Genomic DNA, 22,567 nt, shown 5'->3' with positions numbered 1-22,567 from the left:
GGGCCTGGGCCTCTTGAGCCTCAACACCCCGCGGCCTGGGGTGGCCCTCGTGCCGGGGCCAACCTCGCACATGCCGTGGGCAAGCCCCGGTGCTCCAGAATTGCCCGCACCCGGGGGCCCCCTTCACGTACGCGAAGACCCGCCGCCTCTACATTCAGAAGACCAGCAAGCTCACCGGGTTGCTGGGCTTTTTCTTTGCCCTCGGTGCCTCATGAGCGGGACGGAGCAAGCAGGGTTGGCTTGCCCCGACACCGTGGCTCTTCCGCGCTTCGCGAGCTACTTCATGCGCACCGTCACGGCGCCGGTGGTGGTGTTGAGGGTGATGAAGCCCTTCTGGAATTCGCTCTCACGGCCACCGGTGACGGCGTACTCATCCCGCACCGGGTACCCCAGCGCTCCCGTCTCCCAGCCCAGGGACTCCCACTTGGCCCGGATGGGGCCGCGCACCTCGTGCGCTCCCGTCGCCGCCGTCCAGTAGATGCTGCCATTCTGGAAGTGGTTGAAGCGGCCCACCCCATCCGGAGTCTTCGTCTCGTCCGTCAGCGGGTAGCCCAGCAGCCCCGCCTCACGGCCCAGCGCCACCCACCTGACATTGATCTCACCATTGACCTCGTGCGCTCCCGTCGCCGGCGTGAAGTAGATGCTGCCCCGCTGGAAGTGGCTGTAGCGGCCCACCCCGTCTGCCGCCCCCTGCTCATCCGTCAGCGGGTAGCCCAGGTTGCTCTTCTCCCACCCCAGCTCCGCCCACTTCCCATGGATGAGTCCGCGCACCTCGTGCGCTCCCGTCGCCGACGTCCAGTAGATGCTCCCGTTCTCGAAGTGGTTGAAGCGGCCCGTCTTGTCCGGCGTCTCCTGCTCCCCCGTCTTCGGGTAACCCAGCACGCTGCGCTCCCAGCCCAGCTGCTCCCACTTGTTACGAATCTCTCCGTGGACTTCCCAGGCCCCAAGCTCCGGCGTCCAGTAGATGCTTCCCCGCTCGAAGTGGTTGAAGCGGCCACGGCCGTCCGGCGCCGTCCACTCGTCGATGATGGGATAGCCCAGCGGGCCGCGCTCCCAGTTCAGCTGCTCCCACCGGCCACGGATGCTGCCCATCACCACGTGCGCGCCCAGCGTTGGCGTCCAGTAGATGCTGCCGCGCTCGAAGTGGTTGAAGCGGCCCACCCCATCCGGCGTGGCCAGCTCGCCGACCTGGCACTTGCCCAGCAGCGCCGGACCGTTCATCGCATCGTACTTCGCCTTGATGTCCCCCTTGATCACGCAACTGGAGCAGTTGTTGCTGGTGTGGCTCCTGGAGCCGTAGCTGCCGGGATAGGGCGCGAGCGACACGCCGTTGAGGACGATGTCCTGGCCCACGCCGTTGAGCAGCTGCTCGTAGTGGACGTGCGCTCCGCTGCTCGCGCCGGTGCTCCCCGTCAAGCCGATCTGCTGGCCCTGCGCCACCTGGGTGCCGTTCGGCACGGAGTAGGCGGACAGGTGAAAGTAGTACGTCACCCACCCACCGCCGTGGTCGATCTTGATGTAGTTGCCCGCGCCGCCGGCCTCGTAGTGGCGCGTGGCGTAACCCGCCGCCGAGGCGAGCTGGGGCTGGCCGTTGGTGCCACCACCATTATTCACGAAGTCGAGCGCGCGCCGCACCTCGGCGCTGTGATGGCTGTACGTCCAGGACTGCCCGCAGGGGAAGGGAGCCTGGAAGTTGGGCCGCGCCAACGCCGTGACGAGAGGCGCCTCCTGCGTGGGTGCCTCCTGCGTGCCTACAATCGGATCCTCAGAACCGCAGCCGGTGCCGCTCAGCAGCAGCGCCAGTGACAGGCCTGACAGCCACGTACGGGGATTCAGCCAGCCTTCGAATTTCATGGGGATTTTCATCCTGCGTTGGGGGGAGCTGTTCGGGGGGCGGCAGCCATTGCCCTTCCATGAGGGCCCGAGCGCTCCGTCATCCCAAAAAAAACATAAAATATGATTAGCCATGTTTTCCTGGATGCAGGAACCCTTCTGAATCCGCCGCGTTGGGCCGAGGTCTCCAGCCTGGCGCGAGCTGTGCGCCAGGCCGGTGGAGAGGCCGTGCAGCCGGAAGTCCCGCCCGAGGAGGAAGTCGTCCCCCTCGGTCGCTAGAGTGAGCGCCGGCTAGGGCAGGATCTCGACGTACCCTTCCGTTCCATGCACGCGGATGCGTTGCCCATCCTGGATCAGCCGGGTCGCATGCTCCACGCCGACGACGGCCGGCAAGCCGTACTCCCGGGCGATCACCGCGCCATGGGTCATCAGTCCCCCCACCTCGGTCACCAGGCCCTTGATGGACACGAACAGGGGCGTCCAGCTCGGGTCCGTGAAGGGGGTGACCAGGATGTCTCCCACTGCCAGATCGGCGTCGGCCATGTCCAAGAGGATGCGGGCTCGTCCCTCCACCACGCCCGAGGAGACCGGTAGACCGACGATGGCTCCGGCGGGGAGACCGGCTCGTTTGTACGCACCTGCGACGATTTCACCGTCGGACGTGATGACTCGCGGTGGCGTCAGCTTCCGGTGGCGTTCGTGCTCGTCCTTTCGCCGGCTGACGAGCTGGCCATCCAGCTGGTTCGTGCGCACGACTTCGCGAAGCTCCTGGAGGGTGAGGTAGTAGATGTCTTCCTTCTCATGGAGCACGTGGGCCTGCACGAGCTGCTCGGCTTCCTTCAGCAAGGCCTGCTTGCAGAGGAAGGAGTGATTGACGATGAAGTATTTCGGGTACTCACGGTAGCCGATGAAGTTCCGGAGCCGGCGGATCATCCGTTGCGTTTCTCCGGCTTTTTGCTCCCCATCCGGCAATTGCTTCAATCGCGCCAGGAGATCCTGTTCCTTCTTCGTGGCCTCCTGCCGCCCCTGCTCGAACTTCCGGCTGCCGGCCCCGGGCTCGAAGGTCTTGATGTTGCTGAGGATCAAGGGGACGAGAGTCGTGGGTCTTTCGCGCCAACGCGTCCTCGTCACATCGATTTCCCCGACACATCGCATGCCAAATTTTTCGAGATAAGCGGAGATGGCACCGTGGGCTGCCTGTCCACCCTCCAACCGGGTCAGGCCCTCCAAGAAGCCCTCATCCCTGGCATTTTGCAGGTATTCGACCACCTCCGGATGAGGCCGGATCGCGTCCGCGACGTCCAGCAGCGCCAGCCCCATTTCCGAGGTGATGTTGTTCGGCACGGATTGAGAGAGGGTGTCCGCGGCGCTCTTCTCGCCCAACCACGCCATCATCTTCTCGTTGATCCAAGACGCAGCGTTCATGCCGGCCATGATCACGCTGAAGCTCCGCGGTTCGAACAGGCTCTTCCTCAAGTGCTGAATGTCTTCCAGGATGAAATCCAGTAATTCCGTTCCGGACTTCGTTTGGATGTTCCGCTTCAGCGCTTCGAGCGACGTCTGGCTGCGCGCGATCATCTCGGCGACGATCGCCGGATCGTCGTCGACAGGCGGGTGGGAACCCGCGGGCGACATACTTGGCTTGCCTTGAGCGGGACCCGGTGCTGGTGGAGCCGCGGGCGACGGTTCGATGAAATCGCCCCGCTCGATGAGGGTCATGAGGGCATCCTTGATGAGCGGCTCGGATCCGCCCAGGCCATTCAACAGGACGCCCCGGCTGGCCGGTGAAGCCAGCTCCTTCGTGAGATCGACGAACAACCTCCCACCCGCCGCATACATGGGACGAGCGGCGGTCAACTGCCACAAGGACAGCCCCAAGGGCTTCATGGGGTCGGTCATCATCTGTTGATGGCCGACGGATACGAAGACGTGGTTGCCTCGATCACCCACATCCGGGATGGGGTACAGGGTCGTGATGGGCCGGCTCTGGACGATGTAGAACGCGTCGTCGACCAGGCACCATTCGATGTCCTGGGGATGACCGAAGTGCGCTTCGATCCGCCTGCCCAGTCGCTCGAGCCGCACGATCTGCTCATCCGTCAGCACGGGGCTGTTCTGCCGCTCGGGCTCGAGCGCCCGTTCCTGCGTACCGCCATCCGACAAGGCCCAGGTCGCCAGCTTCTTGGTGGCGACCGTCTTCTCGGTGACCTGGCCGTTCCGCACCTTGTAGCCGTCGGCGTTCACCAGGCCGGAGACCAAGGCCTCACCGAGGCCGAAGCCAGCCTCGATGGAGGACACCTTCCGGTTCGAGGTCACGGGCTCGGCCGTGAACAAGGTTCCGGCCGCCTGCGGGAAGACCATCTTCTGCACCACCACCGCCATGTGGACCTTGCGGTGGTCGAAGCCTTGCCGAAGGCGGTAGGTGACCGCCCGCTCGGTGAAGAGCGACGCCCAGCACCGGCTGACGTGCGCCAGGATCGCCGGCTTCCCGATGACGTTCAGATACGTGTCCTGCTGGCCCGCGAAGGAAGCCTCCGGCAAATCCTCCGCCGTCGCGCTGGACCGGACGGCATAGGCAGCGTGCTCGCCAAGCCTCGAAAGGAAGTGGGTGATCGCTTCCTGAACGTCTTCAGGGATGGCCATCCCTTCGATGAGCGTGCGGAGCTCCGCGCTGAGCTCCCGGATTCCATCCCGGTCTTCCGCCTTCAGACGCGACAACCGATCGAGCCATTCGCCCAGCGTCGGCGCTTCTCCCAGGATTCGCTTGAAGGCTTCGGTCGAAATGCAAAAGCCATCCGGCACGCGGATGCCTTCCAGCCTGGAAAGCTCCCCCAGGCTCGCGCCTTTCCCCCCGACAACCATGATTCGGGTTCGGTCGGCCTCGTGGAAACCGAGCACGTAAGCAGGCATTCCTTCACCTCCCTCATCGAAGGGCGCCACTATAGGCCTGAGGGGGCTCGCGCGCCGAGGCCAGCCTCGCACCTGCCGTGGGCAGGCCTGGGTCAGTCTCCCGGGCGTAGGTTGCTCCCGCGGGTGCGCTGCGACTAGACACCGGGTTGGATGGAACCGTCCATCCATTGCCTGCCCGGAGTGACCTCCATGCGCAACACGCTCCTCTCCGCCCTCGTGGCCTCGCTGTTCCTCTCGGTGCTCGCGCCTTCGCGCGCGGGGGCTGCCGACTACCCGGCTTCGTACTGCGAGGTGTTCGTGGACCGCGTGGGGGCCTACAACACCTCGCACGCGTACTCCTCGCTGTTCTTCTACATCAAGACGCTGAACTGGCGGCTGGACAGCGCCGTCGCCTCGGTGGGCTTCCACGGCCGCATGCAGCTGGCCAACGGGGGTACGTGCAGCAGCACGGACTACCAGTGCCTGAGCGAATTCAACATCTGGAAGGACTACCCGGCGACCGCGTTCATGGGCGCGTCGGACTACTGGGCGCTGAACCTGGTGCTCGGCAGTGACTTCACGGCCCGGCGCTACTACGAGGGCGCCTTCTTCGTGAGGACGGTCAATGGCAATCGCTACTGGGTGAACCCGTCGGGCGGTGGCAACTTCTATCTGGACAGCAACATGCACATCAACGTGCGCAACGCGTTCGGTGGCCAGGTCTATAGCCAGAGCATCGAGACCAGCATCAACACGGCGGACCGCTTCCCGTACCTCAATCCCGGCAACTGCCGCTGACCCTTGCCGCCTGAGGGGGGTAGAGAAGCGGGCCATCATGAAGCGCAAGGCGGCCATCGACGACGAGCGGTGCGGGCGACGCGCCTGTCGGTGGTGGCCATCGGCAAGGCCATGGCGTGGGAATGTCTCAGCTTGACATTCTCAGGCATGTGGAGGTCCAATAAGTCTGGATCTCGCGTAATTCAGGACTCCATGCAGGGGCAGTGCGAGGTTCGAATGTCTTTTCCATCCATGTAATAAACGAAAGGATGTATCGAAATGCACTCGTCCCGCAGATGCACGATGCGGGCGACCGTCTCTGTTCTCGTATCGTTTTTCGCAGTCACGTCGCCTGCTCGAGCTGACTACACATTTTATCGGACCGGGCCGCACGCCGGGGCCTGCTGGAACAAGGTGAACGCGTACGGAGGTGTCTACCAGATCACCAACAATCTACTGAATGGGACGGGATACACTCACACCGCCACAGTGCAAAACTTCCGCCCGGGGGTCGGATTGCAATCCAGCGAGAGCTACACCGCTGGACCTGGAGAGTGGAAGGTGGGTGGGATCGTCCACGTGGCAATCGTGCCTGGCGATGAGTTCAGTTACTATCTCAATGGAACGCTCGTGGCAGGCATCCCGGCGCATGGCATTCCTTATTACATGCAGAATTGCAAGGTGGCGACTTCACCTTCCGAAAAAGTCCGCCTGGCTCTTTCCTATGGCCTCGCGGCACTCGACTCCGTCTACACGGGCGCTTGTGGTGGACAGTACCGATTCGGCGCTGCTCCCAGCACTGGGATATGGCATTACGGTTCAAGCTGCGGCAGTGGTCAAGGCAACTACTATCAGCCTGCTGGCGTCAGGGGGGTCGACTGCTCGGGGCTGGTGTATAAGATGTTCCAGTATGCAGGCGTGCCTTTCGGCTGGACATCCTCCACTGCGATGAAGAATGGCATTCCGCAGATTTCAAAGGCCTATATCCAGGTTGGCGATCTTCTGGTGAAGCATGGGCATGTCGCTGTCTACCTGGGTGACGGTGACGGAGATGGTATTCCGTCGGTCCTGGAGGCGACACCGGAATGGACAAACCCCGATGGCAGCAAGACAGGCGTTATCATCTCCAATGCAACCGGGTACCTTCAGGATTCTGCGTATACTGCTCACCGAGTACCAGGAATCTGAGCAGGTCCGCACCCGCGGATGAACGTCTTCGCGAAGCCTGGGGGAGGAGTTCTACGGAGAGGACACGAGGCGGATGCCCCGCTCCGTCTCCAGGGCGGCCCGCGCGGCCGGGGACACAGCCGTCCGGCGCAGGTCCAGCTCCCGCAACAGCGGCAGCCGGTGCAGCGCCGGCAGGCCCGCGTCCGTGATTCTCGTCCGCGTCAGGTACAGCGTGCGCAGCGCGCGCGGCAGGAAGGCGAGAGCCTCGTCGCCGATGGGCACGCCCGCGAGGCTCAGCCAGCCGAGCCCGCGGAACTCCTGAAGCGCCTTCACGCCTGCCGCATCCAGCGACGTCGCCCCCAGGTCGAGCGTGGCGAGGCGCGGGAGCTGCTGGAGCCGGACCAGGCCCGAGCCGGTGATGAGGGTCCCCGACACGTGGAGGGCCTCCAGCTCTTGCAACATGGCGAGCTGGCCCAGCCCCACGTCCGTGAGGAGCGTGCGCTCGACGCGCAGCGACTGGAGCCGCGGAAAGTGCCCCAGGTGAGGCGCCCACTCATCGTTGAAGCCCGTGCGGCTCAGGTCCAGGTGCCGCAGGGCGGGGCGCGGGCCCAGGTGCTGCAGCCCCGCGAGGCCGATGGATGTGGAGGCCAGGTCGAGCCGGGACAGCCGCGTCAGGGGCGCCAGTGACGCGAGCGCCGCGTCCTCCAGCGTGAGGCCCGCGAGCCCGAGGACCTCGAGTGTGCCCAGGCCCGTCAGCTCCTGGAGACCGGCACCCGTGACAGCCGTGCGGGACAGCTCCAGCTCCCGCAGTCGGGTGAGGCCCCGCAGGTGACGCAGCGCCGCATCGCCGACGCGGGTGTCGTCCAGATGGAGGGCCTCCAGTTGCGTGAGGCCGGCGAGGTGATGGAGCCCGGGGCCCCGGACGTGGGCCTTGCTGAGCACCAGGGCCCGCAGCGCCGGCAGGCTCGCGAGGTGCACGAGCCCCGCGTCCGTCACCCGGGTGCTGCCCAGGTGGAGGGCCTCCAGTCCGCGCAGCCCTGCCACGTGCGCGAGGCCCACGTCGGAGACCTCCGTGCGCGCGAGGCCCAGCCACGTCAGCCCAGGCATCCCCCGGAGCGCGCCAAGTCCCGCGTTCGTCACCCGCGTGCCGCTCAGGATGAGCGTGCGCAGGCGGGCCCCCGGAACGGCCGCGAGCAGCGTGTCGTCCGTCGTCGTGTCCGAGACGTCCAGCCACTCCAGCTCCGACTGCGCCGCGAGCAGGCCGAGCCCCTTCGAGCTCACCGCCGTGCCCGCCAGCGACAGGCGGCGCAAGGTGGTGAGCCCCGCGAGCGAGGCCAGTCCCTGGTCGGACACGGACGTCTCATCCAGCCGCAGCGTGGCCAGCCTGTGCAGGCCCTGGAGGTGGACGAGGCCGGTGTCGCCCACTCGCGTGCCGTCCAGGTGCAGGGCCTCCAGCCAGGTCGCGCCTTGAAGCGCGGCGAGGTGCTCATTCCCGAAGCCGGTGCCCGAGAGCTGGAGTGACACGACGGCCGTGCCTTCGAGCAGCGGCATCAGCAGCTCCGGCGCGGGGAGGCCCACGTCCCCGAAGGAGAGCCCCGGGACGCGGTAGTCCCGCAGCACGGCGGCCAGCGCGCGGGCGCCCTCCACCGTCTTCACGGGCTCCAGCGGCTCGGCGTACCAGTCACCCGCGGGAGGCGGCTGGAAGCCGGAGTCACCCGCCGGCAGTGAGCCCCACTCCGAGGTCGTCCCATCCGGCAGGAGGCGGTACGCCTTGAGGAGGGGACGCGGCGGCTGCACGGCCACGGGCGCGGGAGGCGCGGCTGGCGGGGACACCGGGGAAGGGACGGTGGCGCAGCCCGCCACGAGGAGCAGCAATCCCGCGAATCGCAACGTCCGACCACCCACGCAAGCACCTCTCCAAGGCCAGGAGCCGGAAGCCAAGTGGGTTGCACGGTGGCAGGTCAACGCCAAAGCGCGGTGGTGCTCTTCACGAGGGCTCGGGGAGAGGGCCGCCACACCCAGGCGCGGTGGCCCACAGCCCCGGTTCTCAGGAGCCAGCCGCCGCGCCCGGGACTTCCGTTCGCGGTCCGCTGGCCCCTCGTGTCACCGCCTCACGGACCTCCAACTGGCGGCGCCGCGCACTTCTTGTCGGCCCCGCAGACCAGCCCGTGCTCGCAGTCCCTGTCCGCCGTGCAGCGGACGCCCTCCGGGCAGTCCTGTCCGGCGCCTCCGGACATGCTCTCCACCTGGAACCGGGAGTTCTGCACGAACTCGACGATGGCCTGGTTTCCGTGCGAGCCGTTCTTGTCGTTGACGAGCTCCACCGTCCTCGAACCCGCCGCCGCGGTGGCCGTGATGTCGAGGTTGGGCGCACCCTGGATCGCCGTCATGATGTTCTGAGCCATCTGGGCCTCACTGGTCCCGTTCAAGACGAAGATGCGGACGTTGGCCGGGTTGGAGGTGCCGTTCCGGTCGAACTCGAACACCGCGTAGGAGTTCATGCCGTCGGAGATGATGAAGATCTCCCCATCCCGGATGTCCGCGCTGCCCGCGGTGTGGATGCGGCCCCTGGCCGGGGCGATCTGGATGCGCGTACACGTGGCGTTGCAGGCACCACAGACGTCGGCGTTGCCGTCGTCGCACGTCTCTCCACCGTTCTCCACGCCGTCGCCGCAGTGCGGCCCCGTGAGGCTCAGGGTGTCCGAGCAGTCCGCCTTGCACAGGGTGCAGGTCTTCTGGCCGTAGGGGCACTCGGTCTCCTCGATGCCGTTGCCATCATCGCAGGCCTCGCTGGCGTCGTTCCGGGCGCCGTCACCGCAGTAGGGGCCGGAGAGGCTCAGCTCCGCCGTGCAGGTGGAGTTGCAGCCCACGCAGCTGCGCGTGCCGTAGCCGCACGTGGTCTCATTGGCGGTGTTGCCGTCGTCGCAGACCTCGGTGCTGCTCTTGAAGCCGTCGCCACAGATGGGGCCGGTCAGCTCCAGCTCCTTCATGCAGTCGGACCGGCACAGGGTGCACTCCGCCGTTCCGTACGGGCACGAATCCTCGGTCGTCGTGTTGCCGTCGTCGCAGACCTCGTTGCCGTTCTGGATCTGATCGCCACACACGGGCCCCGTGAGGCTCAGCACGCCGGTGCAGGTGGCGTTGCAGGCGATGCAGCTCTGGGTGCCGTAGTCACACGTGGTCTCGGTGGCGGTGTTGCCGTCGTCGCACGCCTCGTTCGGGTCCTTCCGGCCGTCGCCGCAGTAGGGGCCCGTGAGCGTCAGGGTGTCGGTGCAGGTGGAGTTGCACGTCGTGCACGTCTGGACGCCGTAGTCGCACCGCGTCTCGTTGTCGGTGTTGCCGTCGTCGCAGAGCTCGCGCGACTCCTCCAGGCGACCGTCGCCACAGTAGCGGCCGGAGAGGGTGAGGGTGGTCGCGCAGGTGGCATCACAGGCCGAGCAGTTGCGGGTGCCATAGCCGCACTCCGTCTCCGTCACCTTGTTGCCGTCGTCGCAGGCCTCGCGGTCATCGTTCCTGGCACCGTCGCCGCAGTAGCGGCCGGTGAGCGTCAGGGGCTCGGTGCAGGCGCTGTTGCACAGGGTGCAGGTCGCGGTGCCGTAGGCGCACTCGGACTCGGTAGCGGTGTTGCCGTCGTCGCAGACCTCGCTGTCGTCGTTCCGGGCGCCGTCGCCGCAGTAGCGGCCGGTGAGCCGGAGCGACGTCGCGCAAGTCGCATCGCAGGTCGTGCAGTTGCGGGTGCCGTAGGTGCACTCGGACTCGGTGGCGGTGTTGCCGTCGTCGCAGACCTCGCTGTCGTCGTTCCGGGTGCCGTCGCCGCAGTAGCGGCCATTGAGGCTCAGGGCCGCGGAGCACGCCGCGTTGCAGCGCGTGCAGGTGCGCGTGCCGTAGGGGCACTCCGTCTCGGAGAAGCGGTTGCCGTCGTCGCAGGCCTCGACGCCAGGCTCCTGGAGGTCGACGAAGTTGTCGCCACAGGTGTTGCGCACGCAGCCCGCGAGGCAGTCGTCCTCCTCGGTGGCGTTGCCGTCGTCGCACTCCTCGCGGGCGGCCGGGTTGGGGTGGCCGTCGCCGCAGAAGGCGGGCGTGCAGTCGGAGTCGCAGAAGGAGGACTCGCCGCCGGAGTCGCACGCCTCGTTGGCGCTCGTGTTGAGCAGGCCGTCACCACAGAGGGGGAGGGTGCAGTCGGCGTCGCACGCGTTGGAGTTGCCGCCGGTGTCGCACTGCTCGCCGCGCGCGGGGTTGCGGTAGCGGTCTCCGCAGAAGGCGATGGAGCAGTCGCTGTCGCAGTTGGCCGAGTCCTCCGCGCCCGGGTTGTCGCACTGCTCGCTGGCGCTGACGTTCACGAAGCCGTCGCCGCAGGCGTGCACCGTGCAGTTGGCATTGCACTCCGGTGACTCGCCGGACGTGTCGCACTGCTCCAGCCCGGGGGACTGCCGGTCCGTGACGCCGTCGCCGCAGCGGGGCAGCTTGCAGTTGCGGAGGCAATTGTCGGTGTCGACGGTGTTGCCGTCGTCGCACTCCTCGTCGAGGTCGCGCACACCGTTGCCGCAGCCCTCGCCCGAGCGGCAGTCGGAGGCGCAGCCGTCGCCGTCCGCGGTGTTGCCGTCGTCGCACAGCTCACCAGCGGCGATGTCGATGATGCCGTTGCCGCAGGACTCGTTGGAGCGGCAGTCGGAGCTGCACCCGTCGCCGCTGTCGTTGTTGCCGTCGTCGCACTTCTCGCCTACCGCGACGTCGACGATGCCGTTGCCGCAGCTCTCCTCGGAGCGGCAGTCACCGCTGCACCCGTCGCCGCTGTCGTTGTTGCCGTCGTCGCACTTCTCGCCACGGGTGACGTCCACGTAGCCGTTGCCGCAGAACTCGGTGGAGAGGCAGTCCGCGCTGCAACCATCGCCCGAGCGCGAGTTGCCGTCGTCGCACTTCTCGCCCACGGCGGTGTCCACCGTGGCGTTGGCGCACAGCTCGCTGGAGCGGCAGTTCGCGCTGCAGCCGTCCTCGTTCACGGTGTTGCCGTCGTCGCAGACCTCGCCGGTGACGACGTCCACGGTGCCGTTGCCGCAGGTCTCGTCGGAGCCGCAGTCCGTGCTGCACCCGTCGCCCTGGAGGATGTTGCCGTCGTCGCAGGACTCACCCTCCTGGACGATGCCGTCGCCGCAGGAGGTCCGGATGCACATGTCCTGTCGGGCCGCGCACTGCTGCCCGGAGGGACAGACGAGCCCGGACGGGCACGTCACGCTCTCGGGCTGCACGCAGGCGAGGAGCGGCAGGGCCAGCGCGAGGAGGACGAGCCACCCGCGAGGGAGGAAGGAGAAGGCGTTGCGGAGCATGGGCTGTCTCAGAAGCGGAACGTCGCGGAGGCGCCACCGCCGCCTGCGCCGAGGTAGGGGGTGACGCTCGTCGTGGCCTTCGAGGCCTCGGACGGGTCGACTTGATGGGGCTGGAGCCGGTTGAGGTAGACGAGCACCGCGCCCGTCACCAGCGCCGCGCCGCCGACGCCGTACGCGGCGAAGGCCCCCGTCTGGAGGGTGTCGCCGCGGGTGCGCTGGTTCGCGACGGCGGGCTCCGGCACGCAGCCGCCACAGCTCGCGATGGCCGTGTCGAAGCCGGTGTAATCACTGCGCGCTCCCGCGTGCAGCAGGGCGCCGCCAGCCGCGAGCGCCACGCCGGTGCCCACGACTGCCCAGGGCTTCCAGGCGGACCACTTCCTCCGGTACTGGATGAGGTCGTCGGAGGTGAAGAGCTTCAAGTCCAGCGTCACCTTCTCACCCGGTGACAGGGTGCGGCTCTGGTCCTGGGTGAGGTAGCCCTCGCCCGTCGCCACGAGCGTGTGCGGGCCAGCGCGGACCCAGCCCGCGGAGCGACCCGGGCCCACGAACAGGGGCCGGCCGTCCATCACCACCGAGGCGCCCGGCGTCTCGCAGGTGATTTCCACCCAGGCGAGCTGCTTCTCCACGAGCGACTTGTAGGCGCGGGCGTTCTCCAGCTTCTCCGCGTCGAGGGGCGCCTCGCCGTAGCGCATCGCCGCCTCCAGGTGCTCGCGGACTTCGATGGGCTGGTCCAGGTTCAGCAGCGCCAGCGCCAGGTTGTAGTGGATGGCGGGGTGGTCCCAGTGGGTGAGCGCCTGCCGGTACTGCTCCGCCGCCTTGAGGAAGATGGACTCCTTCAGCAGCGCGTTGGCCGCGCGGAAGAGGTCGATGGCGGTCTGCTGCTTCTGCTGGGACACGCCCCGGGCCCAGGGGCGCTCGTCACCGGACAGCACCACCGTGGAGGGCCGCTCGGAGGGAAGTGCGGCGGCGGCCTCCGCCGGGGCTTCCCGGGGCGCCGAGAACGGCTCGGGGGCCGTGCTCGTCCGGGCATCCTCGGCGGTCTCGGCGCCGGGTTCGGTGGGCTCGGAGACGGCGGTCGTGCCCTTCCGGAGCCGGCGCTTCGACAGTTTCGAGGTCGCCTGCGATGCCTCCGGAGAAGCCGGGTCGGCCCCTTCCACGGCCTTGGATGTGCGCCGCTTCGTCGACCTGGGGCTTGCCTGCGAGGCTTCCGCAGCAGCCGGGTCGGCCCCTTCCGCTGCCTTGGACGTGCGCCGCTTCTTCCCCTTGGAGAGCGCTTGCGGCGCGTCCGGGTCGGACGCCTTGACGGCCTTGTGCACGCGCTTCGTCCCGGCCGCCGACGGGGACCCCTTCGCGGCCTTGCGCGTGCGCTGCTTCGTGGTGGCCGTGGCCGGGGACTCGTCCTGCGCGGCGGCCGGTACCACCCGGGGCGCCAGCAGCGCGAGCGACAGGAACAGTCCGATTGTGGAGCGCTTCATCACCATTCTCGTGGGCTTCACTTCACTTCAACTCGTCGATGACGGGACTGCCGAGCTGCGACTGCAGGCGCTGGACGCGGTCCTGCTCGCGGCGCAGCAGGGACTGGAGCTGCTGCGCGGCGCGGATGGCCTCGTCCTGGGCCTGGCGCGCGGCCGTCGCGTTCTTCTCCGCGTACCGCTTCGCGAAGCGCGCGCGGAGCTGCGCCTTGTTCGCGTTCTCCAGCGCCTCCAGCAGCGCGTCGTTCTTGCGTTGCAGCTCATCATTGGCGACGGCGACCTGGGCGTTGGCGGCCTGGGCTTCCTCCTCGGCCTTCTGCCGCTCCAGCTCCTTGGCCTGCACCTCCGCCAGCCGACGCCGCGCCACCGTCTCCGACTCGCGCGCCTCGGACTCGGCGCCGCGGGCGATGACAGCCTGGCGCTCGGCTTCCTGCTGCGCGTTGCGGATGAACACCAGCGCAATCACCGCGGCGATGGCCAGCAGGCCCAGGAATGCCGTGGAGCCGATGACCAGCGCCCGGCGGCGGCGCGCCGACTTCTGTGCCTGCGCGAGGACGTGCTCCAGGAAGTCCCGCTGCAGCTTCGGCAGCTCGCCGCGGTAGCGCCGCTGGAAGCGCCGCGCCTCCTCCACCACCTCGCCGCGCCACAGCAGGCCGGCGTCGAAGCCCTTCGACTGCCACTGCCGGGCCGCGTTGCGCAGCTGCTCCAGGAAGGCCGAGTCCTCCTGGCCCTCGTCCAGCCACCGGCGCAGCGTGGGCCAGCTGTGCAGCAGCGACTCGTGGACCAGCTCCACCGTCGCGCCCGTGGCGCCGCCTCCCGTCTGCACCACCAGCAGGCGCGCCTGGACGAGGTGGTCGATGAGGCGCTGGATTTCTCCCGAGTCCTTCGCCAGCTCCCGCAGCTCGCCCATGGAGACGATGGCGCGCGTGCGGTCCGGCGTCACCAGGCGCAGGAACACGGCGCGCACCAGCGCCTGCTGCGTGCTGGACAGCTCCCCGAGGACGCTGTCGGCATGCGTGGCGAGCGCGCCAGCGATGCCGCCCATGGAGTTGTAGCTCTGCTCGGTGAGCACCTTGCTCGCCGTGTCGCGCTGCTCCCAGAGCAGCGTCGCCGCGAACTGGAGCAGCGGCAGCGCGCCCTGCGTCGCGTCCAGGTGCCCGAGCATGTGCTCGACCATCTGCGGCGTCTCGAAGCGGTACCCGGCCATCTCCGCCGGCTGCACCAGCGCGTCGCGCAGGCCCTCGCGGTTGGGCGGGGAGAGGAAGAAGAGGCCCTGGCTCAGCTCCGCCATGAAGCGCTCGTCCTCGGATACCCGGTCCAGGAAGTCCGAGCGGATGGACAGCACCACCCGCACCGGGGACGTCGCGTCGTCCGCGAGGCCGGCGAGACAGGCGGTGAAGGCCAGGCGCTCGTGCGCGTCGGGCACCAGCGTGTAGAGCTCCTCGAACTGGTCCACGAAGAGCAGCAGCTTGCGGCGCGAGCGGCGGGCGCGGCTGCGCAGCACGGTGCCCACGTAGCCGGGCTCCTGCGCGAGGCGCTCGACGAGCTGCCGCTGCTCCTGGATGTCGCCCTCCAGCGTGGTGGAGCTGCTCACCAGCGGCGCGACGATGCTGGCCAGCGCGGCCAGCGGCTGGCGGCCGGGGCGGATGACGAGCGACTCCCACGTCTCGCCGGAGCGCTTGAGCACGGGCACGAGGCCCGCGCGCACGAAGGACGACTTGCCCGTGCCGGAGGGACCGACGATGCCCAGCAGCGGCCGGTCCTGGATGCGGTTCACCAGCGCGGCGATTTCGCGCGAGCGTCCGAAGAAGCGGTCCGCGTCCGCCTCCTGGAAGGAGCTGAGGCCCGCGTACGGGCTCTCGTCGATGCGCAGCTCGCGGGTGTAGCGCCCGGGCAGGAAGGGCTCGAGCGCGCGCAGCAGCGAGGCCGCGTCCGGGAAGCGCAGGTCCTTGAGCTTGTAGAGGCAGCGGTCCACTACGGCCGCCAGGTCTGGCGGCACGTCCGGCGCCACGTCGCCCAGGCGCGGCATGGGCTCGTCGAGCTGCGCCGTCACCATCAGCTGCGGGCCGTACAGCGGATCCAACGGGTGCTTCCCGGCCAGCATCCGGAACAGCATGATGCCCACCGCCCAGATGTCCGTGCGGTGGTCGATGTCCACGCCGATGCCCCACTGCTCCGGGGACATGTACGGCATGGTTCCCATGATGGCGCCGTGGCGCGTGAGCTCGGCCTTCTCGCGGCCCCCATCGGTGCTCGTGGGCGTGGCGGGCTCCTCCACGGCCACGTCCACGTCGACGTCCACCGAGGACTCCGCGCCCTGGAGCACCTTGGCGATGCCGAAGTCCAACACCTTGATGTTGCCCGTGTCGGTGACGATGACGTTGTCGGGCTTGAGGTCGCGGTGGACGATCTTCTGCTCGTGGGCGCACACCAGGGCGCGGACGACGGGGACCATCAGCTCCACGGCGCGCGGGGGCGGCAGGCGCTGGGTGCCCTTCACGAGCTTGTTGAGCGGCTGGCCCTGGAGGAACTCCAACACCATGTACGGGCTGCCCTGGAACTCGCCGACCTCGTAGATGATGACGATGTTCTCGTGGCTGCACAGCGCGGTGGCTTGCGCCTCGCGGATGAAGCGCCGCGTGACGTCGGGGTCCGTGGTGTGCAGGAACTTGATGGCGACGCGGCGGCCCAGCCGCGTGTCACGCGCGAGGAAGACGGTGCCCATGCCGCCACTGCCCAGCTCGCGGATGAGCTCGTAGTGGTGGATGCGCGTGCCGGGCCGGGGCAGGTGCTCCTGGCCCTCCGGCACCGAGTCCCCATACGAGGGGTTGGACGGAACCTCTCCCGTGCCGGGGCCGGTGCTCGGCGTGAAGAGGGACTCCACGTCCGCGGCGATGGTGTGCTCGTCCACGTCGAATGACACAGCTTCCTCGTTTTCAGGAATGGCGGCATTTTCGTCGTGGGCCAATGCGCACCTCCAGATGCGGAGCGCTCGGGCGCGGAGCGACTTCGGGTGGGAGTCGGCAGGGGAGGGAGCGCCCGCCGCGGAGGGGCACTCCGGCCATGAAAAAGCCCGCGGCCGGAAGGGGCCGCGGGCTTCTCACTGCTTCACGCGGGACGGATTACCGGGCGGAGGCGTTCACTCGCGCCGTGCCCTGGATGCGCCCGAACCGGGAGTCGCTGATCTCCATCAGGGTGAAGGGGGTCTGGAAGTCGAACGGCCGCGCCGAGGGGTAGCCCTCCGCGTCCAGCACCATCGAGAAGTTCGGGGGCGTGTCCATGCTCAGTTCGAAGCCCGTCCCCGGCCGCGAATGAATCACGACGCTCGGCATGAGGATCGACCCCTGCTCCGTCGCCATCAGGCTGAACTGGAACGTCTGACCCCGCAGAGTCGTCGCGAGGCGATCGTGCAGCACCTCGGTGTAGGGGCCTCCGAACTGGACGGTGATGGGACCCGTCGTCACCCTGATCGACCTCCAACCGTCGTAGTCCCGGATCGCCGTCGCCGTGTCCCAGCTCATGACGAAGGGCACGCTCCTGCCCTCCAGCACCGAGAAGGTGTTGAACGGCGAGGGCCCCTCGGGGAGAAAACCGAACTCGAACGTACCGGCGAACCAGCCACCCGTGTCCACGCTGAAGCCCACGTCCGCGGTTCCGTTCGCAGGGACCTTGAACAGGAAGCGCACCGGGAGGGTCTCCCGCTCCACCAGGGAGAACGCCATCGGGTTGGGCGACATCAGGCTGGCCTGCACCGGCTGCCCGGGCGCTTCCACGCGCTCGAGGCTCCACTGCCCCTCGAGCCGGATGGAGTAGTTGCCCGCGGGCAGCGGCACGCTCACCGTGTCCGTCGACGTGTCCGTGATGATGACCGACTGCGGCCCGGTGATGGTGAAGGTCGCTCCCACCAGCCGGTAGCGCTGGCCGTCCGCGCTCGTCGTGACCAGCGGAATCTGGACCACGCCCTCGCCGGGCTGGGGCTCCACCGGCTCCTGCGGCTGCCCCGACGGAGAACCGCCGCACGCGGCAATGAACAACGCAATGACAACTGCACTGAAATTAAACTTCGGCATTGGAACTCCTTGAGGGCGCGGACCCTAGAATTCGGGCGTTTGTATTGTCAAATGAGAGACAGCGAGGGGCGTTTCTGACCCCTCATTCGCGGCCATGGAAGGCTGGTAGAACGCGCGGCCCATGGCTCGCGAGTGCTGCATGACGACCCGCAGGGGGCTCCGGCTGACACGCGGGGCGCTCGTGCTGATCAGCGTCCTCGGAGCGGCCCTGCCCGCGAGGGCCCGGGCTGCGGAGCCCGTCGACACGCCGTACTACGAGGACCGCCGGGCGCTCTCGCTGATCATCGGCCCGGGCGGCTCGTATACGGACTACATCGACGCGGATGACGACGATGCGGAGTCCGGGGGCGACGCGCACCTGGACCTCGCTGGCACCCGGACGGTGGGCTACGACGGGGACGAGCTCTTCGTGCTGATCCGCGGGAGCCTGCGCGGCCCGGACCTGTCGCTGGTGGGCGGCTACCGGAACTTCTTCGGCATGGATGCGTGGCAGAGCTTCTTCGACTTGAGCGTGATGATCAGGCCGTTTTCTGGGCCGTGGGTGGGGCCTCGCGTAGCGTTCGGCGCGCGACACACCTTCTCCGAGCGGCTCGCGGTGTTTGGCGGGCTCGGGCTCACGCTCGGCTTCGGATCAGGCCTGCGCGCGGATGCCGAAGTCTTCACCGGGGTGCAGTGGATCTTCCCGGTAGGCAAGACGCAGTGAAAAAATTGCGATCCGACAGGTCTGTGAGAGGTTGTGGGCATCTGTAGGAGGTCGCGCACATGGACATGAATCCCCGCCTCACCTCAGTGGTCTTCCGGCTCAACCGCGAGAAGCTCGACGCCCTCAAGGAGCTGTCGCGCTCCACGCGCATCCGTCAGAGCGAGTACCTGCGGGAGGCCATCTCGGACCTGCTGGCGAAGTACGAGGAGCGGCTGGTCGACTGAGCCGCTGTTGTCGGACTCCGCCGCGCGTCACCTACAGGAAGGGTGGCTCCAGCGGCAGTCCCGGAGGGTGGAGGCGCTCTCCGGCGGTGAAGGGGTCCACCCCAGGAGGGTAGCGCACCTCCCAGAGCACCAGGCCGTGCGCGGGCGCCTTGAAGCCCTCCATGGCCGCCCCCGTCTCCAGCGCCGCCTTCCACGCTTCTTCCGGAAGCAGTCCCGCCGCCGCCTTGAGCGCGCTCCCCACGAGGTAGCGCACCTGGTAGCGCGCGAAGCCGTCCCCGCTCAGCCTCGCCTCGTACAGCCCACCGCCCAGCGCATGCAGGGTGGCGGACTCCAGCGTGCGTGGCTTCTGGGGGCTGGACTTCTCATGGAAGGCGATGAAGTCCCGCGTCCCCACCGCCGCGCCGAGCAGCGCCTCCAGTCGCTCGGGCGTCACCGCCCTGGCGCCCTGGAGCAGCGGCTCGGAGGCCACGTCCAGCGCGTAGGGCGCCCAGGCCGCGTCCGGCGTCCCGCCCAGGCGCAGCCGGTAGCGGTAGCCCTTGCCGCTGGCGCTCCACTGCGCATGGAAGGAGCCGGGCCGGCGCACCGCGCACAGCCCCAGGTCGGGGGGCAGGCGGGCGGGCAGCCGCTTCTCCATCGCCTCTGCCGAGTCGCCTGGCTCCAGGCGCACGCTCACCACCTGCATCCGCGCGTGGACGCCCCGGTCCGTCCGCCCCGAAGGCATGATGGTGGCGGGCACGCCCACGGAGGCCAGCGCCTCCTCGAGCACCGCCTGCACGGTCGGCCCCTCCGGCTGACGCTGGAAGCCACGGAAGTTTCCGCCGCGGTACCAGATCCACAGTGCGACGGGAATCCGCTTGGTAGTCGAAGAGAGCACGGCGTTGCGAGTGTGTGGGGGAACACGGGATACTCGCGCGCGAAATGGCGGCCGGACAAGACTTTGCGGTGGATGTGGAAGGACTTTGGCTCTTCCGGGTGGGGGACATGGTCCTCGGCCCTGTGAGCGGCGGGCAGATCGTGGAGAAGCTCTCCACGGGGGAGCTGACGCCCGACAGCCCGGTGGCCATCGCGGGGGAGCGCGACTTCCACCCGATGCGGGACGTGGACGCCTTCCGGGTGCACGTGGCCCGCGCGGAGGCCCGCGCCCGGGTGGACGCCGCCGTCCAGGTGGAGCGCGAGAAGTCCCGCAAGCGGCTGAAGTACCTCGGTGGCGGCGCGGCCGTCATGGCGCTGGTGCTGGGAATCGGCGGCCTCCAGGTGGCGCGCAGCGCCGCGGTCCACGGCTGGCTCGGGGGTGAGGAGGAGTTCGACGGCATCGAGATGGAGCCGCCCACCATCCGCCTCGCCCAGGCCCGCGCCGACGACGAGGAGCTCTTCGAGTACCCCACCAACGGCACGCGCCGCCCGGACAAGCCCGCCACCGAGCCGGGCACGAAGCCGGCTTCCGGAACCACCGGTACCGGAAAGGTCGCGGTGGCCTCCACCACCCGCACCGAGCCGAAGCGTCCGCCGCGACCGGCGGGCACCGTGGCCACGGACGCGGATGGCATGGAGGTGGCGCAGCAGTTCGACCAGTCCGCCATCAACCGGGTGGTCTCCGGCAACAAGTCCACCCTCTTCAAGTGCTTCAAGGAGGAGGCCGAGCGCAGCCCTGGGCTGGCGGCCCGCATCCCCCTGGAGTTCGTCATCGGCAACGACGGGAAGGTGTCCAAGCTCTGGGTGGACAACCCCCAGTTCAAGACAGGCCCGCTCTACCAGTGTCTCCTGTCGGAGCTGCAGAAGTGGCCCTTCCGGGCCTACGAGGGCGAGCGGGCTACGGTGGGCCTGTCGTTCAACATCGGCAAGCGTGGGTAGGGTAGGGCCACTTTCTTGCCCACCCTCCGGGCATGGCCGATACCAGGGCCATGCACGCTGCTTCCGTTGCTGAGTCCGAAATCGCGAAGAAGGCGCTGAGCGTCCCCCCGGGGACCTTCCGGCATACCGTGCTGGTGGCCGCCAAGCGCTTCAAGTCCACCTGGGCCGAGCTGGGCCAGCTGCTCGTCCAGGTCCGGGACGGGGCGAAGTTCGAGGAGTGGGGCTATCCCACCTTCGAGGCCTATTGCCTCAAGGAGCTCCACATCAAGAAGCAGACGGCCTTGAAGCTCACCCGGTCGTTCAGCTTCCTCGCCAAGCATGAGCCCGAGGAAGAGCTCAAGGCGCAGGAGTTCCCCGAGAAGGCGCCTGCCTTCGAAGTCATTGAAGTCCTGGCCGACGCGGAGGAGCGGGGGCAACTTTCACCCACCGAGTACAAGTCCCTCCGCGACAGCATCTGGAGCCCCGAGAAGTCCCCGACAGAGCTGAAGAAGGAGTTCACCGAGCGCTTCCCCCGCCCGGCCCCCGAGCCCCCGCCGGAGAGCGCCCAGGTGCGCAAGCTGGCCCAGACGGCGCGCAAGCTCGCCAGTGAGCTGGCGGGGTGCCGTCGGATCCCGAACGCTGTCGCCGAGCGGGCGGCCGCCCTGGCGGAGGACATGGAGGATATCGCCGCGGGCGTGACGGACGCCTGAACCGCTGTTACTGAACGCTGACCCGCTGCCGGGCATGTACGCTCGGCAACGGGCCTGTACCGCCGGGCTTCCTGCCCGAAGGGGAGGGCCCTATAGTGGTTCAGGGCCCCATGTAGGTGGGCCTGACGGCTGTTCGAGACGTGGGCAGGCCGTGAGGGTAGGGGAGCGGTGGACGGCGTAGCAGGCTCCGGGGGACCCGGGGTCGGTGAACTCGGAGGCGGCAGTGAAGAAGGAGCACCACGTCAACCTGTCCTGTTCGTTCTGCGGTAAATCGCAGCGCGAGGTCCGCAAGCTGATTGCCGGGCCGACGGTCTACATCTGCGACGAGTGCATCAAGCTCTGTAACGACATCATCGCGGATGAGAACGAGCGAGAGGAAGGCAAGCCCCAGGTCTCCCTGCCGACACCGGCGGAGATCAAGGCGTTCCTCGACGACTACGTCATTGGCCAGGACCAGGCGAAGAAGGTCCTCGCGGTGGCGGTTTACAACCACTACAAGCGCATCTACCAGAAGAAGCCGGCCGCCCGGCCGCGCCCCGGGGTGAAGAGTCCCGGCGGCGAGGACGTGGAGCTGAGCAAGAGCAACATCCTGCTCATCGGCCCTACGGGCAGCGGCAAGACGCTGCTGGCCCAGTCCCTGGCGCGGTTCCTCAATGTTCCCTTCACCATCGCCGACGCGACCAGCCTCACCGAGGCCGGCTACGTGGGCGAGGACGTGGAGAACATCATCCAGAACCTCCTCCACAACGCCGACTACGACGTGGAGAAGGCGGCCCGCGGCATCGTCTACATCGACGAGATCGACAAGATTGCCCGCAAGGGTGACATGCCGAGCGCCACCCGCGACGTCGGCGGCGAGGGCGTGCAGCAGGCCCTGCTGAAGATCATCGAGGGCACCCGCGCCAACGTCACGCCGCGCGGCGGGAAGAAGTACAACCAGCAGGAGTACGTCCAGGTCGACACGACGAACATCCTCTTCATCTGCGGCGGTGCCTTCCACGGCATCGACGGCGTCATCAAGCGCCGCGTGGGTGAGAAGGGGCTGGGCTTCGGCGCGAAGATCACCCACCGCGAGGACCGCAGCGTGGGCGAGCTGCTGGCGCTGACGGAGCCGGAGGACCTGATGAAGTTCGGGATGATTCCCGAGTTCATCGGCCGCCTGCCCATGATCGCCACGCTCAATGACCTGAAGGAAGAGGACCTCGTCATCATCCTCTCGCAGCCGAAGAACGCGCTGGTGAAGCAGTACCAGAAGCTCTTCGAGATGGAGAAGGTGAAGCTCACCTTCACCAAGGAAGCGCTGCGCGCCATCGCCCGCGAGGCGATGCGTCGTCACTCCGGAGCGCGCGGCCTGCGCGCCATCCTGGAGGACGCGATGCTGGAGATCATGTACGACGTGCCGTTCCGCGAGGGCGTCAAGGAGTGCAAGATCACCGAGCAGGTCATCACCAAGCACGAGCCGCCACAGCTCGTCATGGAGAAGGAGAAGAAGACGGCCTAGCGCCGCGCTTCGTCTCCGGAGCTTCGAAGCAAGAAGGCCCTTCTTCCCACCCTGGGAAGAGGGGCCT

General features: G+C 68.1%; 15 protein-coding genes. 7 read left to right on the top strand and 8 right to left on the bottom strand.

Features of this window, described 5'->3' with window-relative positions; genetic code table 11:
* Positions 1–276: 276 nt before the first annotated feature.
* Both G4D85_RS19490 and rph read right to left on the bottom strand, forming a co-directional pair.
* The gene (locus G4D85_RS19490) at positions 277–1,854 is read right to left on the bottom strand and encodes a peptidoglycan DD-metalloendopeptidase family protein (protein WP_164014097.1); all 1,578 of its coding nucleotides are present in this window, start codon (positions 1,852–1,854) and stop codon (positions 277–279) included.
* A gap of 270 nt (positions 1,855–2,124) precedes the next feature.
* Positions 2,125–4,743 (bottom strand): rifamycin-inactivating phosphotransferase, encoded by a 2,619-nt coding sequence (rph, locus tag G4D85_RS19485; RefSeq protein ID WP_164014095.1) that lies wholly within the window; start codon positions 4,741–4,743, stop codon positions 2,125–2,127.
* Positions 4,744–4,932: 189 nt separating this feature from the next.
* On the opposite strand from rph, the gene G4D85_RS19480 reads away from it, so the two are divergent.
* Both G4D85_RS19480 and G4D85_RS19475 read left to right on the top strand, forming a co-directional pair.
* Positions 4,933–5,520, top strand: a complete 588-nt coding sequence (locus G4D85_RS19480; protein WP_164014093.1) for a hypothetical protein — start codon at positions 4,933–4,935, stop codon at positions 5,518–5,520.
* 540 nt (positions 5,521–6,060) lie between these two features.
* Entirely contained in the window at positions 6,061–6,687 is a 627-nt protein-coding gene (locus tag G4D85_RS19475) for an NlpC/P60 family protein (RefSeq protein WP_164014091.1), read from the top strand.
* A 51-nt stretch (positions 6,688–6,738) separates the two neighbouring features.
* Here G4D85_RS19475 and G4D85_RS19470 read toward each other — a convergent pair whose 3' ends face one another.
* The 5 genes from G4D85_RS19470 to G4D85_RS19450 all read right to left on the bottom strand — a co-directional run bounded on the left by G4D85_RS19470 (position 6,739) and on the right by G4D85_RS19450 (position 17,532).
* The gene (locus G4D85_RS19470) at positions 6,739–8,556 is read right to left on the bottom strand and encodes a leucine-rich repeat domain-containing protein (protein ID WP_240359377.1); all 1,818 of its coding nucleotides are present in this window, start codon (positions 8,554–8,556) and stop codon (positions 6,739–6,741) included.
* Between the two features lie 221 nt (positions 8,557–8,777).
* Positions 8,778–11,990: a DUF4215 domain-containing protein gene (locus G4D85_RS19465; RefSeq protein ID WP_164014087.1), complete on the bottom strand. Its 3,213-nt coding sequence runs from the start codon at positions 11,988–11,990 to the stop codon at positions 8,778–8,780.
* A gap of 8 nt (positions 11,991–11,998) precedes the next feature.
* Entirely contained in the window at positions 11,999–13,465 is a 1,467-nt protein-coding gene (locus tag G4D85_RS19460) for a peptidase associated/transthyretin-like domain-containing protein (protein ID WP_164014085.1), read from the bottom strand.
* A gap of 22 nt (positions 13,466–13,487) precedes the next feature.
* Positions 13,488–16,430, bottom strand: a complete 2,943-nt coding sequence (locus G4D85_RS19455; protein ID WP_164014083.1) for a serine/threonine protein kinase — start codon at positions 16,428–16,430, stop codon at positions 13,488–13,490.
* Positions 16,431–16,584: 154 nt separating this feature from the next.
* Entirely contained in the window at positions 16,585–17,532 is a 948-nt protein-coding gene (locus G4D85_RS19450; RefSeq protein ID WP_164014072.1) for a hypothetical protein, read from the bottom strand.
* A gap of 139 nt (positions 17,533–17,671) precedes the next feature.
* Between G4D85_RS19450 and G4D85_RS19445 the strand changes: the two genes are divergently transcribed.
* Together G4D85_RS19445 and G4D85_RS19440 are read left to right on the top strand one after the other, a co-directional pair.
* Positions 17,672–18,235, top strand: a complete 564-nt coding sequence (locus tag G4D85_RS19445) for a hypothetical protein (protein ID WP_240359376.1) — start codon at positions 17,672–17,674, stop codon at positions 18,233–18,235.
* Positions 18,236–18,294: 59 nt separating this feature from the next.
* Complete coding sequence (locus G4D85_RS19440; RefSeq protein ID WP_015349436.1) at positions 18,295–18,459, top strand: ribbon-helix-helix domain-containing protein; 165 nt, start codon at positions 18,295–18,297, stop codon at positions 18,457–18,459.
* 31 nt (positions 18,460–18,490) lie between these two features.
* Here G4D85_RS19440 and G4D85_RS19435 read toward each other — a convergent pair whose 3' ends face one another.
* Positions 18,491–19,333 carry a tRNA pseudouridine synthase A gene (locus G4D85_RS19435; RefSeq protein WP_164014067.1) on the bottom strand — a complete coding sequence of 281 codons (843 nt, stop codon included), beginning with the start codon at positions 19,331–19,333 and terminating at the stop codon, positions 18,491–18,493.
* A 44-nt stretch (positions 19,334–19,377) separates the two neighbouring features.
* Here G4D85_RS19435 and G4D85_RS19430 point away from each other — a divergent pair, with 44 nt between their 5' ends.
* The 3 genes from G4D85_RS19430 (at position 19,378) to clpX (ending at position 22,500) form a co-directional block, all read left to right on the top strand.
* On the top strand, positions 19,378–20,310 hold the full coding sequence (locus tag G4D85_RS19430) for an AgmX/PglI C-terminal domain-containing protein (RefSeq protein WP_164014064.1): 933 nt from the start codon (positions 19,378–19,380) through the stop codon (positions 20,308–20,310).
* Between the two features lie 32 nt (positions 20,311–20,342).
* Entirely contained in the window at positions 20,343–20,999 is a 657-nt protein-coding gene (locus G4D85_RS19425) for a hypothetical protein (RefSeq protein WP_164014062.1), read from the top strand.
* Positions 21,000–21,222: 223 nt separating this feature from the next.
* The gene (gene clpX, locus G4D85_RS19420) at positions 21,223–22,500 is read left to right on the top strand and encodes an ATP-dependent Clp protease ATP-binding subunit ClpX (protein ID WP_164014060.1); all 1,278 of its coding nucleotides are present in this window, start codon (positions 21,223–21,225) and stop codon (positions 22,498–22,500) included.
* Positions 22,501–22,567: the final 67 nt, after the last annotated feature.

The sequence above is a fragment of the Pyxidicoccus trucidator genome (genome assembly GCF_010894435.1).
Classification (GTDB): Bacteria; Myxococcota; Myxococcia; order Myxococcales; family Myxococcaceae; genus Myxococcus; species Myxococcus trucidator.
Note: the sequence above shows the minus strand (reverse complement) of the source record. Positions and strands in the feature narration are given on the sequence as shown.